Source organism: Streptomyces sp. NPDC045431 (assembly GCF_040646655.1).
Classification (GTDB): Bacteria; Actinomycetota; Actinomycetes; order Streptomycetales; family Streptomycetaceae; genus Streptomyces.
In genome coordinates, this window is the sequence record NZ_JBEZAQ010000013.1 from 136,509 (window position 1) to 150,717 (window position 14,209).

A 14,209-nucleotide genomic window follows, 5' to 3' on the forward strand; every position below is an offset into this window, starting at 1 on the left:
CCTACGAAGCGCCCCGGGCCGTACGCAGCCCGTCGAAGGCGAGGCGGGCGACGGTGTCGGCGAGCTGCTGGCGCTCGGTGTCACCGCCCGGCTGCGGCCGGTACCACTCCACCAGCGAGTTGATCATGCCGAAGAGCAGCCGGGTGGCGAGCCGTATGTCCACGTCGGCGCGGAGGTCGCCGTCGGCCGCGGCGGCCTTCAGCAGGTCGGCGACCCGGTGGTCGAACTCGCGGCGCCGCTCCAGCGCCCACCGCTCGGTCTTCGTGTTGCCGCGGACGCGCAGCAGCAGCGTCACGTACGGCAGCTCGTCCATCAGCACCTCGACGGTGCGCCGCGTCACGTACTCGACGCGCTCGATGGCCCGCCCGCGCGCGGCCCCCGGCTCGTCCAGGACCGCGAAGAGCCCGTCCAGGGCCCGGCTGACCGCGCGCCGCAGCAGTTCCTCCTTGCCGGTGACGTGGTGGTAGATCGAGGACTTGGAGATCCCGGCCGCCTTGGAGAGGTGCTCCATGGAGGTGCCGTCGTAGCCGCGCTCGTTGAAGACCCGGACGGCGACGGACAGCAGCGTCTCGGGGGTGTACGTGTCACGCCTGGCGGTGGTCATCGGCTGTCCTGGTCCTTCATCGCGGCCCTCTCCTCGTGGTCCTTGCGGGCGACGCCGAGGCAGGGGGCGTAGCGGCCGGTCGGATAACGCTCGTGCAGGGCGCGCAGTACCTCGGCCACGTACTCGTAGCCGACCAGTGCGCCCCACTCCATGGGCCCCGCGGGGTAGTTGACACCCAGGCGCATGGCGGTGTCGATGTCTTCGGGGGAGGCGACACCGCGCTCGACGGCGTCGACGGCGAGGTCGACCAGCATCGCGACCGTACGGGCGACGATCATGCCGGGCACGTCGCCCACCACCGTGACGTCCTTGCCGAGTGCCTGGAAGAGGCCGACGGCCTCCTGGAGGGTCTCGGGCGAGGTGGTCGGGGCGGTGGCCAGGGCGATGCGGGTGGCGGTCCTGTAGTCGTGCGCGAGGTCGAAATAGACGATCTCCTCGCCTTCGTACTCGAAGACCGCCTCGCCGTCGGCGAGCGTGAGGTGCCCGCCGCCAGGAAGGATGATGTAGTTGCCGCGCTTGTGGCGCCGGACCTTGATGCCCGCGTCCTCGATCATCCCGACGAGCGGCTCGGCGTGGCCGAGACCGCCGTGCACGGTGATCTTGGCGGGCGCGGGCGCCGGGGCCTCGGTACGGGGCTGGGGGCGCTCGGCGCCCTCGCCGTACGCGTACCAGCCCCGGCCCGTCTTGCGGCCGAGGCGTCCCGACTCGACCAGGCGCCGCTGGGCGAGGGACGGGGTGAACTTCGGGTCCTGGTAGAAGGCCTCCCAGACGGACCGGGTGACCGCTTCGTTGACGTCCTGTCCGATGAGGTCGGTCAGCTCGAAGGGGCCCATCTTGAAGCCGCCGCACTCGCGCAGGACGGCGTCGATGGTGGCCGGGTCCGCGGCCCGCTCCTCGTACAGGCGCAGCGCCTCCGCGTAGAAGGGGCGGGCGATGCGGTTGACGATGAAGCCGGGGGTGTCGGCGCAGCGCACCGGCGTCTTGCCCCATGCCTTGGCGGTGGCGTACGCGCGCGTGGCGGCGGTTTCGTCGGTGGCGAAGCCGCTGACGATCTCGACCAGCGGGAGCAGGGGCGCGGGGTTGAAGAAGTGCATGCCGACGAAGCGGCCGGGCAGGCGCAGCGCCCCGGCGATGGCGGTGACGGAGAGCGACGAGGTGTTGGTGGCGAGGAGGCAGTCGTCGGAGACGATCTTCTCCAGCGCGGTGAAGAGCTCCTGCTTGACCGCGAGCCGCTCGACGATCGCCTCGACGACGAGCGCGGCGTCGGCGAGGTCGTCGAGGCTGTCGGCGACCCGCAGGCGGGCGACGGCGGCGGCGCGGTCCTCCGCCGATATCCGGCCCTTCTCGACGAGCCGGTCGAGGCGGCCGGTGATGGCCGCGGCGGCCTCCCGGGCGCGGCCGGGCACGGTGTCGTGGAGGCGGACGGGGTGGCCGGCGACCAGGGCGACCTGGGCGATTCCCTGGCCCATGGTGCCGGTGCCGACGACGGCGACGGTGCGGGCCCGCTCGACGGCCGTGGTGCCGGTGGGCTCGGCGGCCTGGCTCTCTGCCTGGTTGTCGGTCATGACAGTGATCCTCCCCGATGAGTTGTCCACAGGTTCGGGAGGCCCCCTTGTCCCGACCGATCGTTCGGTTACTCTAGCTCTGTCCGCCTGTCCCTGCCCAGCTCGACGAGGAGTTGGTCCGTCATGGCCGCCGCTCAGCTCACCCCCGACCACCTGTCCGAGAGGCACCGGCCCACGCTGGATCAGGCCCTGGAAGCGATCCGCACCCGCGCCTACTGGTCGCCGCACCCGGAGCACCCGAAGGCGTACGGGGAGGGCGGCTCACTCAGCGCCGCCGACGGCCTCGCGGCGCACCAGGCGGTGCTCGGCACCCGCTTCGAGCTGGACCAGCCGGGCACGGACGGCTGGACGGGCGGCGAGGTCTCGCCGTACGGGCCGGAGCTGGGCGTGGAGTACCCGCACGCCGACATCGAGGTCCTGCTGCCGGCGATGCGCGCGGGCATGGCCGCCTGGCGGGACGCCGGCGCCGAGACCCGCGCCCTGGTGTGCCTGGAGATCCTGGCCCGGATCAGCGCCCGTACGCACGAGTTCGCGCACGCGGTGATGCACACCAGCGGGCAGGCGTTCATGATGGCGTTCCAGGCGGGCGGGCCGCACGCGCAGGACCGCGGCCTGGAGGCGGTGGCGTACGCGTACGCCGAGCAGACCCGCACGCCGCTGGACGCGGAGTGGTCGAAGCCGCAGGGCAAGCGGGACCCGCTGGAGCTGCGCAAGACGTTCACGCCCGTCGGGCGCGGCATCGCGATGCTGATCGGCTGCAACACCTTCCCCACGTGGAACGGCTACCCCGGCCTGTTCGCCTCCCTGGCCACCGGCAACCCCGTCCTGGTCAAGCCGCACCCGCGCGCCGTGCTGCCGCTGGCGCTGACGGTCCGGATCGCCCGCGAGGTGCTGGTGGAGGCGGGCTTCGACCCCAACCTGGTGGCGCTGGCCGCCGAGCGGCCGGGCGAGGGCATCGCCAAGGAGCTCGCCGTCCGTCCGGAGATCCGGATCATCGACTACACGGGGTCGACCTCGTTCGGCGACTGGCTGGAGGCCAACGCCCGTCAGGCCCAGGTCTACACGGAGAAGGCGGGCGTCAACACCGTCGTCGTCGACTCCACCGACGACTACAAGGGGATGCTGTCGAACCTGGCGTTCTCCCTCTCCCTGTACAGCGGCCAGATGTGCACCACCCCGCAGAACCTGCTCATCCCGCGCGACGGCATCACGACGGACGCCGGACCGAAGACGTACGACGAGGTCGTGGCCGACCTCGCGGCCGCGGTCGACGGGCTGCTCGGTGACGACGCCCGGGCCAACGCGCTGCTGGGCGCCATCGTCAACCCGGACGTGAAGGCCCGCCTGGAGGCGGCCGCCGGACTCGGCGAGGTGGCCCTGGCCTCCCGCGAGGTCACCAACCCGGACTTCCCCGGCGCCGTCGTCCGTACGCCCGTCGTGGTCAAGCTCGACGGCTCCAAGCCGGACGCGGAAGCGGCGTACATGTCGGAGTGCTTCGGCCCGGTCGCCTTCGCCGTCTCGGTCGACTCGACCGCCGACGCGCTGGAGCTGCTGCGGCGCACGGTGCGCGAGAAGGGCGCCATGACGGTCGGCGCGTACACGACCTCGGCGGACGTCGAGCGCGCCGTCGAGGAGGTCTGCCTGGAGGAGTCGGCCCAGCTGTCGCTGAACCTGACGGGCGGGGTGTACGTCAACCAGACGGCGGCGTTCTCCGACTTCCACGGCTCCGGCGGCAACCCGGCGGCGAACGCCGCGCTGTGCGACGGCGCCTTCGTGGCGAACCGCTTCCGGGTGGTGGAGGTGCGCCGCCAGGCATAGGCCCCGGGATCCACCGGGATCTAGGGCCTGTCTTTCCTAGGGGGTGTCGATCTCCGCGTACCGCTGCACCCAGGCGTGCATGGCGATCGCCGCGGCCGCTCCGGCGTTGATCGACCGGGTCGAGCCGAACTGCGCGATGGAGCAGACCATCGCCGCGTGCGCGCGGGCCTCCTCCGTGAGGCCCGGACCCTCCTGCCCGAACAGCAGCACGCAGCGGCGCGGCAGCTCGGTCCGCTCCAGGGGGACGGCCCCGGGGAGGTTGTCGATCCCGATGACCGGCAGCCCCTCGGCGGCGGCCCAGGAGGTCAGCGACTCGGTGTCCGGGTGGTGGCGCACGTGCTGGTACCGGTCGGTGACCATCGCACCGCGCCGGTTCCAGCGCCTGCGGCCCACGATGTGCACCTCCTTCGCCAGGAAGGCGTTGGCGGTGCGTACGACGGAGCCGATGTTGAAGTCGTGGCCCCAGTTCTCCACGGCGACGTGGAAGTCGTGGCGCCGGGTGTCCAGGTCGGCCACGATCGCCTCGCGCGTCCAGTACCGGTAGCGGTCGACGACGTTGCGCCGGTCACCGTGGGCGAGCAGCTCGGGGTCGTACCGCTCGCCCTGCGGCCACGGCAGGGGGTGCGGGCCGACGCCGATCTCGGGGCCGTAGCCCTCGTCGTACTGGACGGGCTGGAGGGAGTCCCCGCTGGTCTCGCTGGTCTCGCTGGTCTGGCTGCTCACCCCACGAGGGTACGGGGGGCGGGCGGCGCGTCGGCGGGCCGCTGCTCGGCCGGCGGGCGCTTCGAGCGGGGCCGCAGCCGCTCCCGGCCCCGGCTGACCCGGGCGCCCAGCCAGACCAGGAAGGCGGTCGGCAGGAAGACGGCGTCCGCGGTGATCATCGCGAGCGAGAAGAACGGCAGCCCGAGCAGCAGCGCGATCCCCGCGTGCTCCAGCATCATCGCGACCAGCAGGACGTTCTTGACGCGCCGGTTGAACAGCGTGAAGGGGAAGGCGACCTGCACGATCACCGTGCCGTACGTCACCAGCATCACGATCACGCCGCTGCCGGCGAGGACGTCGGAGAGGAACGGCCAGGGCGTGAAGTAGTCCAGCTGGAGCGGGTAGTACAGCGCGGTGCCGTCCTGCCAGCGCGAGCCCTGGATCTTGTACCAGCCGGCGGTGGCGTAGATCAGGCACACCTCGGCCATGATCACGGCGAGCGTGGCGTTGTGGGCGAGGTTGGCGAAGGAGTCGAGCAGGACGCGCGGCTCGCCGGGCGCGTACCGGCACACCAGCCACCACAGGCCCTGCGCCGCCCACAGGAGCCACAGCAGCACCAGGAGCCAGGTCTCGCCGGTGCGGTCGCTGAGGACGGTCGCGGCGACCAGGGGGATGGCGAGCACCGTCCAGAGCGCGGGGCCGACGGGGTCGCGGCGGAAGCCCGTACCCACGGCTTCTCGGGCGGCGCGGCGCGCACGGCGGGCGTCGAGGGACCAGACCTGTCCGCAGCGGGTGAGGACGAGGTAGATGGCCATGAGGTGGACGACGTTGTCACCGCCGTCGCCCATGAAGATGGAGCGGTTCTGCAGCGACAGCACCCCGGCCATGAAGAGCACCGACACCGTGCGGGTGCGCCAGCCGATCAGCAGCAGCACGCTGGAGAGCATGGCGACCGCGTACACGATCTCGAACCAGACCGTGCTGTCCGACCACATCAGGACGGTGAAGGAGTGGTTCTGCGCGATCAGCTCCTGGCCCATGTCCCAGGCCCAGGGACCCTCGGGTCCGTACAGCTCATGGCGGTGGGGGAACTCCCGCAGCAGGAAGAAGAACCAGGTGGCCGCGAAGCCGATGCGGATGATCGCGGTCTGGTACGGGCCGAGGGCCGTGGCGGTGACGCGCTGGACGGCGCGGGCGAGCCGGCGGTCGAGCGTCTGGGAAGCGTGGGCCGGGGCGGGGGCGGAGGCGGAGGCCGGGGGCGTGGCGGGGGTCTGGTTCACCGGTGCGCCTCCGTCCGGCCGTTGTCGACGCCGGCGGGCAGGTCGGCGGCGGTCACCGTCCACCAGGGGAGCGTGCGGTAGTAGGCGCGGGTGTCGGTCTTCTCCTCGCTCCAGGGCGGGGCCCCGACGGCCCGGGTCGAGCTCCTCACTTGTATGCGATCGACGCGGCCGCCGAGGTCGTGGGCCTCCAGGCGGAGCATCGTGATGCGCCGGATGTAGCGCTCGGAGAGCCGGCCGCGCATGCCGTTGGCGCGGTTGTCGGCGGTGTGCGAGTTGGCGTAGAAGTCCCAGCCGCGGCGCAGCTGGTTCTGGTCCACGTGGCTCGGGGCGAGGTTGCCCCGGATGGCCTCGCCGTCGTCGGCGCTGAGGTCGATCCACTCGGTGGTCCGGCGGCTGCCGTCGGGGCGTATGACCTCGGCGCGGGCGTGGACGGCGATGTTCTGCTGGAGCGGGTTGGGCGCGAAGAGCTTCCAGTTCTGCTCGAACTCGGGGAAGACCCACTGGTCGACTGCCTCGCCGTGTTGCTTCGTGAGCGTGTTCGACGGCGCGACGTGCAGGAACACCATGGCCACGTGGTAGCAGGCGAAGACGGCGACGACCGCGACGGCGACGGAGGCGACGACTTGGTACGGCAGCGAGAGCCCGGCTATGCCCGCGTCAGCGCGGCGCCCGGCGCTGGAGGCGGATCCGGAGTCGGCGCCGGAGTCGGGGGCGGATCCGGCAGCGGGTTCCGCGTCGGCGGGGACGGGGTCGGCAGGTCGGGAGGCAGCCGCGGTGCTGGTCACCGGGTACGCGGCGGGCTCGGTGTGCCCGCGCTCCTTGTCGTACGAGTCCATCCCGCCCCGATCCGCATCCATCCGCATCGATCCACCGCAGTTATCCACAGGGTTGACACCTTACGGGCCGCCGACTCACCATTGAAGTCATTCAACCGAACGATCGGTCGGTAGGGGGTCCGATGACGGCAGTGACCACGGACACGCAGGGCGCGCAGGAGGCGTACGAGGCGGCCTTCGACGCCGCCGTGGCCGCCGAGGAGCGGATCGAGCCGCGCGACTGGATGCCGGAGGCGTACCGCGCCTCACTCATCCGGCAGATCGCGCAGCACGCCCACTCCGAGATCATCGGCATGCAGCCCGAGGCGAACTGGATCACGCGCGCGCCCTCGCTGCGGCGCAAGGCCATCCTCATGGCCAAGGTGCAGGACGAGGCCGGGCACGGCCTGTACCTCTACAGCGCCGCGGAGACGCTCGGCGTCAGCCGCGACGAGCTGCTCGACAAGCTGCACTCGGGCCGCCAGAAGTACTCGTCGATCTTCAACTACCCCACGCTGACCTGGGCCGACGTCGGCGCCATCGGCTGGCTCGTGGACGGCGCCGCGATCACCAACCAGGTGCCGCTGTGCCGCTGCTCCTACGGCCCGTACGCCCGCGCGATGGTCCGGATCTGCAAGGAGGAGTCCTTCCACCAGCGCCAGGGGTACGAGTCGCTGCTCGCGCTCTCGCGCGGCACGCCCGAGCAGCACGCGATGGCCCAGGACGCGGTGAACCGCTGGTGGTGGCCCTCGCTGATGATGTTCGGCCCGCCGGACGACGAGTCGGCGCACTCGGCGCAGTCCATGGCCTGGAAGATCAAGCGGCACTCCAACGACGAGCTCCGCCAGCGCTTCGTCGACATCTGCGTGCCGCAGGCCGAGGCCCTCGGGCTCACGCTCCCGGACCCCGACCTGCGGTGGAACGAGGAGCGCGGGCACTACGACTTCGGCCCGATCGACTGGGCGGAGTTCTGGGACGTCCTCAAGGGCAATGGGCCCTGCAACGAACAGCGGATCACCCAGCGGCGGCGGGCACACGAAGACGGCGCCTGGGTCAGGGAAGCGGCGGCGGCGTACGCCGCGAAGCACGGAGAGGCGACGGCATGACGACCAGCGACTGGCCGCTGTGGGAGGTGTTCGTGCGCTCGCGCCGCGGGCTGTCCCACACTCACGCGGGAAGCCTGCACGCGCCGGACGCGGAGCTCGCCCTGCGCAACGCCCGCGACCTGTACACGCGCAGGAACGAAGGCGTGTCGATCTGGGTCGTGCCCTCCTCGGCGATCACCGCCTCCTCGCCGGACGAGAAGGACCCGTTCTTCGAGCCGGCCGCCGACAAGCCGTACCGGCACCCGACCTTCTACGAGGTGCCGGAGGGGGTGAAGAACCTGTGACCGCCACCGTGAGCACCGCCGCGGCGCTCGCCCTCGGCGACGACGCGCTGGTGCTGTCGCACCGGCTCGGGGAGTGGGCGGGCCACGCCCCCGTCCTGGAGGAGGAGGTGGCCCTCGCCAACATCGCGCTGGACCTCCTCGGCCAGGCGCGCGTGCTGCTCTCCCTCGTCGGGGACGAGGACGAGCTCGCGTATCTGCGCGAGGAGCGGGCCTTCCGCAACGTCCAGCTGGTGGAGCAGCCCAACGGCGACTTCGCCCACACCATCGCCCGCCAGCTGTACTTCTCCACCTACCAGCGGCTGCTGTACGGCCGGCTGGCCGCGGCGGCGGACGCGGGCGACCTCTCCGGGCTCGCGGCGAAGGCGGTCAAGGAGGTCGCCTACCACCAGGACCACGCCGAACAGTGGACACTGCGGCTCGGCGACGGCACCGCCGAGAGCCATGAGCGGATGCAGCGGGCCTGCCAGGCGCTGTGGCGCTTCACGGGTGAGCTGTTCCAGCCGCTGGAGGGGCTCGACGTCGACTGGCCGGAGCTGGAGTCCGACTGGCTGGCGTCGGTGACGGCGGTCCTGGAGCGGGCCACGCTCACCGTGCCGGACGGCCCGCGCGGCGGCGCGTGGCGAGCGGGCGCCGGACGGCAGGGCCTGCACACGGAGCCGTTCGGCCGGATGCTCGCCGAGATGCAGCACCTGCACCGCAGCCACCCGGGGGCGTCATGGTGACCGGCACGGCGGACCGGACGGAAGCGGACCGGACGGAAGCGGACCGGACGGCGCTGGAGGAGGAGCTGAGCCGGCTGGCCGGCTCGGTTCCCGACCCCGAGCTGCCCGTACTGACGCTGGAGGAGCTCGGCGTGCTGCGGGGGGTGCGATTCCTCGCCCCCGGCCGGGTGGAGGTCGAGCTGACCCCGACGTACACCGGCTGCCCGGCCATCGAGGCGATGTCCTCGGACATCGAGCGGGTGCTGCACGACCACGGCGTACCGGAGGTCTCCGTGGTGACGGTGCTCTCCCCCGCCTGGTCGACCGACGACATCAGCGCGGAAGGGCGCCGCAAGCTCGCCGATTTCGGCATAGCGCCGCCCCGCCACCAGGGCGGAGGCGGGGGCGGGCCGGTTCCGGTGTCGCTCGCGATCCGCTGCCCGCACTGCGGATCGACCGACACGGAGCTGCTGAGCCGGTTCTCCTCCACCGCCTGCAAGGCACTGCGCCGCTGCACCGCCTGCCGCGAACCGTTCGACCACTTCAAGGAGTTGTAGATGTTCCACCCGCTCCGGGTGAGCGAGGTCGAGCGACTCACGGACGACTCGGTGGCGGTCACCTTCGACGTGCCGTCCGAGCTGCGCGAGGCCTTCCGCCACACCCCCGGCCAGCACGTCACCCTGCGCCACACCACGGCCCGGGGAGAGGAGATCCGCCGGACGTACTCGATCTGCTCCCCCGCCGCGCCCCCGGGCGTGGACCCCGTGCTGAAGGTGGCCATCCGGCTGGTGGACGGCGGCGAGTTCTCGACGTACGCGCTCAAGGAGCTCGCCACCGGGGACGCGGTCGACGTCATGGAGCCGATGGGCCGGTTCCTGCTGGCGCCGCGCCCCGGGCGCTTCGCGGCGATCGTCGGCGGCAGCGGCATCACGCCGGTGCTGTCGATGGCGGCGACGGTCCTGGAGCGGGAGCCGGAGGCCCGGTTCTGCCTGATACGCAGCGACCGCACCGCCGCCTCGACGATGTTCGTGGACGAGGTCGCCGACCTGAAGGACCGGTTCCCCGGCCGGTTCCAGCTGGTCACCGCGTTGTCGCGGGAGGAGCAGCAGGCGGGGCTGCCGTCCGGGCGGCTCGACCGCGAGCGGCTGACCGAGCTGCTGCCCCGGCTGCTGCCGGTCGGCGAGGTGGACGGCTGGTATCTGTGCGGGCCCTTCGGGCTGGTGCAGGCGGCCGAGCGCGCGCTGCGCGGGCTCGGTGTGGAGCGCGGCCGCGTCCACCAGGAGATCTTCCACGTGGACGACGGGACGGCGTCCGCCGCCGTGCGGGCGGCCGCGATACCCGCGCACGCCACCCTGACCGCGACCCTGGACGGCCGGTCCGGCACCTGGCCGGTGCAGGAGGCGGAGTCGCTCCTCGACACGGTGCTGCGCGCCCGCGCGGACGCGCCGTACGCGTGCAAGGGCGGCGTCTGCGGGACCTGCCGGGCGTTCCTGGTGAGGGGCGAGGTGCGGATGGACCGCAACTACGCACTGGAGCCCGAGGAGACCGAGGCGGGTTATGTGCTGGCCTGCCAGTCGCATCCCGCCACACCTGAGGTCGAGCTGGACTTCGACCGCTGACGCGCCGAGGGGGCGGGAACGGGCCGAGCCCACGGCCCGTCCCGTCCTGTCCGTCCCGTCCTGTCCGTCCCGTCTGTTCCGTACGGCTGCTACAGGACGAAGGGCTCGGTGCCGTTGTCCGTGACCATCGGGCGGCCGGCGCCCTCCCAGGCGAGCATGCCGCCGTCGACGTTCACGGCGTCGATGCCCTGCTGGACCAGGTACTGCGTGACCTGGGCGGAGCGGCCGCCGACCCGGCACATCACATAGGCGCGCCGCCCGTCGGCCACCGCTTCCGTCACCTCGCCGAAGCGGGCCACGAAGTCGCTCATCGGCACGTGCAGCGCGCCCTCGACGTGTCCGGCCGCCCACTCGTCGGCCTCGCGGACGTCCAGTACCAGCCCGTCGGCCGGGACGGACACGGCGTCCACCGCGGGCAGCTGGGCGAAGTTCATGGGTCACGCCTTCTCTCGTCGCATCGAACGCACGTCACGTCTCACGTACGTCACGTCTCACATACGTCTCGTGTCAGGTACGTCACGCCTCACGTACGCCACCTGTCACGTACGCCTCGAACCTACTGCACCTGGCGCGTGAGCGCGGCCAGCTCCGTCTCGCGCTCGGCGACCTGCGCGAGCAGCTGCTCGGCGATCTCCTCCAGCAGCCGGTCCGGGTCGTCGGGCGCCATCCGGAGCATCGCGCCGATCGCGCTCTCCTCCAGGTCCTGGGCCACGATCGTCAGCAGCTCCTTGCGGCGTGCCAGCCAGTCCAGCCGGGCGTAGAGCTCCTCGCTCTCGCTCAGTTCGGTCGCCGCCGGGACCGGGCCGCGCGCCCATTCCTCGGACAGCTCCCGCAGCAGCGCCTCGTCGCCACGGCCGTAGGCGGCGTTGACGCGCGTGATGAACTCCTCGCGCCGCTGCCGCTCCTCCTCGTCGCGGGCCAGGTCCGGGTGGGCCTTGCGCGCGAGCTCGCGGTAGAGCTTGCGCACCTCGTCGCGGACCCGCACCCGCTTCGGGGGCTGCACGGACCGGTCCGTGAGCATCGCGGCGGCCTCGGGGGACAGGCCATCGGAGTCGACCCAGTGGTGGAAGAGCTCCTCGACACCGGGCATCGGCAGCACCATCGCCCGGGCCTCCCGCGCCTTGCGCAGGTCGTCCGGGTCGCCGGTGCGGGCCGCCCGGGCCTCGGCGATGAGGGCGTCCAGCTCGTCCAGGCGCGCGTACATCGGGCCGAGCTTCTGGTGGTGGAGCCGGGAGAAGTTCTCCACCTCGACCCGGAAGGTCTCCACTGCGATCTCGAACTCGATCAGCGCCTGCTCGGCCGCGCGCACCGCCCGCTCCAGCCGCGCCTCGGGCCGCTCGGCCTGATCGGCCTGGTCGGCCTGATCAGCCGGGCTGGTCCAGGCGGCCTGGTCGGTCTGGTCGGTGCTCTGCTCGCCGGTCACGTCGTCGCTCGGGGTCGTCACCCGACCAGCGTACGGGCGGAAGCCCCTCGCCGGTCACACCCCCAGCTCCGCGGCTATCCGCCCGCTCCGGACCGCGGCGACCAGCTCCGCGTGGTCCGCCTCCGTGCGGTCGGCATACGCCACGGCGAACCGGGCGACCGCCTCGTCCAGCTCGTCGTTCTTGCCGCAGTATCCGGCGATCAGCCGGGGATCGGCGCTGTGCGCGTGGGCCCGGGCCAGCAGCGCGCCCGTCATCCGTCCGTAGTCGTCGATCTGGTCGGCCGACAGCGCCGCCGGGTCCACGCTGCCCTTGCGGTTGCGGAACTGGCGCACCTGGTAGGGCCTGCCCTCGACGGTCGTCCACCCCAGCAGGTTGTCGCTGACCACCTGCATCCGCTTCTGCCCCAGGACCACGCGCCGCCCCTCGTGCTCCACGCCCGGCGCGCCGAACCCCACCCGGGGCAGGTAGGGCAGCAGCGCCGAGGGCCGTGCCTCCTTCACCTGCAGCACCAGCGGCTCGCCCCGGTGGTCGAGCAGCAGCACCACGTACGAGCGGGTCCCCACGCTCCCGGTGCCGACCACCCGGAACGCCACGTCGTGGATGGCGTACCGCGCGAGCAGCGGCAGCCGGTCCTCCGGCAGCGTCCCCAGGTACTCCCCCAGCGACGCGGCGACCGCCGCCGCCTCCGCGTCCGGGACCCGCCTCAGCACGGGCGGGGCGTCCACGAAGCGGCGTCCACCGTCCGCGCACACCTCCGTCGACTTGGCGGCGAAGCGGGCGCTGGTGTTGGCCCGGGCCTTCTCCTCGACCCGCTCCAGCGTGCCCAGCAGGTCCCGCGCGTCCGTGTGCGAGACGAGCTCCTCGTCGGCGATGGCGTTCCACGCGTCCAGCACCGGCATCCGGGCGAGCAGCCGCATGGTCCGCCGGTAGGCGCCCACCGTGTCGAACGCCGCCGACCGGCACACGTCCTCGTCCGCGCCCGCCACCCGCCCGGCGAGCACCAGCGACGTCGCCAACCGCTTGAGGTCCCACTCCCAGGGGCCGACCGCGGTCTCGTCGAAGTCGTTCAGGTCGATCACGAGCCGGCCGCGCGCGTCGCCGTACAGCCCGAAGTTGGCCGCGTGCGCGTCCCCGCAGATCTGCGCACCGATGCCGGTGACCGGCGACCCCGCCAGGTCGTACGCCATCAGCCCGGCGGCGCCGCGCAGGAACGCAAAGGGTGTCGCGGCCATTCGGCCGACCCGTATCGGCGCCAGCGCGGGAACCCGGTCCCGGCTCGACTCCTTCACCGCGCGCACCGCGTCCGGCCGCCCCTCGTCGAGGACCAGCTCGCCCTGCGCGGCCCTCGGCACCCGGGCGCGTAGCGCCTTGCCGCGCGCCTTCGGGGTCTCGGCCGCCGCGCCGCCGGTCGCGCCGCCCGTCCCGGCGGTCCGCTGCGCGAACCCCGGCACCACCGGTATCCGCCCGCCGCCCTCGTCTGCCCCCTGGTATGTCCCGGCCGCCCTATCCGCCACATCCGCCCCGCCCGCCACGTACCTGACGTCCCCGTCCATCCGCACACCCCCGGCCGCTCGAATGACGCCGACCGTACCGCCGCTTTCGCACACGCGTCTCCCCCTGTGGACAACTCGCTGTGGATAACCCGCGCACCACGCGGTACCCGCCCTCATGCACACCCCAGACCGCACACGCCACACACCCCCAGAGGAAGGCCGACCGATGCCCGGGGCGCGCCACGAGTCCGTCCGCGACGTCCACGAGTTCCACGAGATCGACGAGGTCCGCGGCGCCCGCAACGAGGCCCTCGACGTCATCCAGCGCGAGCTCACGGCGTTCGCCCGCCGCGCCCGCGCCGCGGCCGCCCGGCTGCACCCGGAGCTGCCCCTCGTCTCGTACACGCTCCTCGCGCACATCGACCACCGTCACGGCTGCCGCGCCACCGACCTCGCGGCCCACTACATGCTCGACAAATCGACCGTCAGCCGCCAGATCGCGGTCCTGGAGAAGCTGGGCCTCATCGAACGGCGCCCCGACCCCAACGACCACCGTGTCCAGGTCCTGCACCCCACCGAGTCCGGCCGCCGGCTGCTCTCCTCCACCCACGCCAGCCGCCGCGCCGCCTACGAGGCCCGCCTCGCCGACTGGTCCACCGAGGACCTCGACCGCTTCGCCGCGTACCTGCTCCGCTACAACGCGGCCGCGGCCGACGACCCGCCTCCCGGCCCCGGCCCCGGCTCATGACAAACGCCGACCGAAGGTCCGGCCCCGGGCGACGGCCGGGGGAGGACCGT

The 14,209-nt window shown here is 72.6% G+C and carries 15 protein-coding genes; 7 read left to right on the forward strand and 8 right to left on the reverse strand.

Translation table 11 applies throughout. The features are described from left to right. Position 1: 1 nt before the first annotated feature. The gene (locus AB0A69_RS24340) at positions 2-604 is read right to left on the reverse strand and encodes a TetR/AcrR family transcriptional regulator (RefSeq protein ID WP_361425723.1); all 603 of its coding nucleotides are present in this window, start codon (positions 602-604) and stop codon (positions 2-4) included. After that, positions 601-2,169 carry a 3-hydroxyacyl-CoA dehydrogenase gene (locus AB0A69_RS24345; protein WP_361425726.1) on the reverse strand — a complete coding sequence of 523 codons (1,569 nt, stop codon included), beginning with the start codon at positions 2,167-2,169 and terminating at the stop codon, positions 601-603. The genes AB0A69_RS24340 and AB0A69_RS24345 overlap by 4 nt, the downstream gene beginning before the upstream one ends. 123 nt (positions 2,170-2,292) lie before the next feature. Between AB0A69_RS24345 and paaN the strand changes: the two genes are divergently transcribed. Beyond that, entirely contained in the window at positions 2,293-3,987 is a 1,695-nt protein-coding gene (paaN, locus tag AB0A69_RS24350) for a phenylacetic acid degradation protein PaaN (protein WP_361425729.1), read from the forward strand. 36 nt (positions 3,988-4,023) lie between these two features. On the opposite strand, the gene AB0A69_RS24355 is transcribed toward paaN, so the two are convergent. Genes AB0A69_RS24355 through AB0A69_RS24365 form a run of 3 tightly spaced genes read right to left on the reverse strand, consistent with a single transcriptional unit; the run spans position 4,024 to position 6,832 of the window. Then, positions 4,024-4,710, reverse strand: coding sequence for a TrmH family RNA methyltransferase (locus AB0A69_RS24355; protein WP_361425732.1), 687 nt, complete (start codon positions 4,708-4,710; stop codon positions 4,024-4,026). Next, positions 4,707-5,969 (reverse strand): HTTM domain-containing protein, encoded by a 1,263-nt coding sequence (locus AB0A69_RS24360; protein WP_361425735.1) that lies wholly within the window; start codon positions 5,967-5,969, stop codon positions 4,707-4,709. The genes AB0A69_RS24355 and AB0A69_RS24360 overlap by 4 nt, the downstream gene beginning before the upstream one ends. After that, positions 5,966-6,832, reverse strand: a complete 867-nt coding sequence (locus AB0A69_RS24365) for a DUF5819 family protein (protein WP_361425738.1) — start codon at positions 6,830-6,832, stop codon at positions 5,966-5,968. Before AB0A69_RS24365 ends, AB0A69_RS24360 begins: the two co-directional genes overlap by 4 nt. Before the next feature lie 95 nt (positions 6,833-6,927). Here AB0A69_RS24365 and paaA point away from each other — a divergent pair, with 95 nt between their 5' ends. From paaA to AB0A69_RS24390, 5 genes are read left to right on the forward strand one after another with little or no spacing between them, the layout of a single operon-like run. Further along, on the forward strand, positions 6,928-7,890 hold the full coding sequence (gene paaA / locus AB0A69_RS24370) for a 1,2-phenylacetyl-CoA epoxidase subunit PaaA (RefSeq protein WP_361425741.1): 963 nt from the start codon (positions 6,928-6,930) through the stop codon (positions 7,888-7,890). After that, a complete protein-coding gene (gene paaB, locus AB0A69_RS24375) occupies positions 7,887-8,174 on the forward strand; it encodes a 1,2-phenylacetyl-CoA epoxidase subunit PaaB (RefSeq protein ID WP_361425744.1) in 288 nt (95 codons plus the stop codon). The genes paaA and paaB overlap by 4 nt, the downstream gene beginning before the upstream one ends. After that, the gene (gene paaC, locus AB0A69_RS24380) at positions 8,171-8,896 is read left to right on the forward strand and encodes a 1,2-phenylacetyl-CoA epoxidase subunit PaaC (RefSeq protein WP_361425747.1); all 726 of its coding nucleotides are present in this window, start codon (positions 8,171-8,173) and stop codon (positions 8,894-8,896) included. The genes paaB and paaC overlap by 4 nt, the downstream gene beginning before the upstream one ends. Beyond that, on the forward strand, positions 8,890-9,432 hold the full coding sequence (gene paaD, locus AB0A69_RS24385; protein WP_361425750.1) for a 1,2-phenylacetyl-CoA epoxidase subunit PaaD: 543 nt from the start codon (positions 8,890-8,892) through the stop codon (positions 9,430-9,432). The genes paaC and paaD overlap by 7 nt, the downstream gene beginning before the upstream one ends. Next, the gene (locus AB0A69_RS24390; protein WP_361425753.1) at positions 9,433-10,494 is read left to right on the forward strand and encodes a 2Fe-2S iron-sulfur cluster-binding protein; all 1,062 of its coding nucleotides are present in this window, start codon (positions 9,433-9,435) and stop codon (positions 10,492-10,494) included. 89 nt (positions 10,495-10,583) lie between these two features. Here the strand turns inward: AB0A69_RS24390 and AB0A69_RS24395 are convergent, their stop codons facing one another. The 3 genes from AB0A69_RS24395 to AB0A69_RS24405 form a co-directional block, all read right to left on the reverse strand. Beyond that, positions 10,584-10,928: a rhodanese-like domain-containing protein gene (locus tag AB0A69_RS24395; protein WP_361425756.1), complete on the reverse strand. Its 345-nt coding sequence runs from the start codon at positions 10,926-10,928 to the stop codon at positions 10,584-10,586. A gap of 122 nt (positions 10,929-11,050) precedes the next feature. Continuing rightward, positions 11,051-11,815, reverse strand: a complete 765-nt coding sequence (locus AB0A69_RS24400) for a hypothetical protein (protein ID WP_361425834.1) — start codon at positions 11,813-11,815, stop codon at positions 11,051-11,053. Between the two features lie 156 nt (positions 11,816-11,971). After that, a complete protein-coding gene (locus AB0A69_RS24405; RefSeq protein WP_361425759.1) occupies positions 11,972-13,369 on the reverse strand; it encodes a DUF2252 domain-containing protein in 1,398 nt (465 codons plus the stop codon). 268 nt (positions 13,370-13,637) lie between these two features. Here AB0A69_RS24405 and AB0A69_RS24410 point away from each other — a divergent pair, with 268 nt between their 5' ends. Further along, positions 13,638-14,159, forward strand: coding sequence for a MarR family transcriptional regulator (locus tag AB0A69_RS24410; protein WP_361425762.1), 522 nt, complete (start codon positions 13,638-13,640; stop codon positions 14,157-14,159). Positions 14,160-14,209 lie beyond the last annotated feature (50 nt).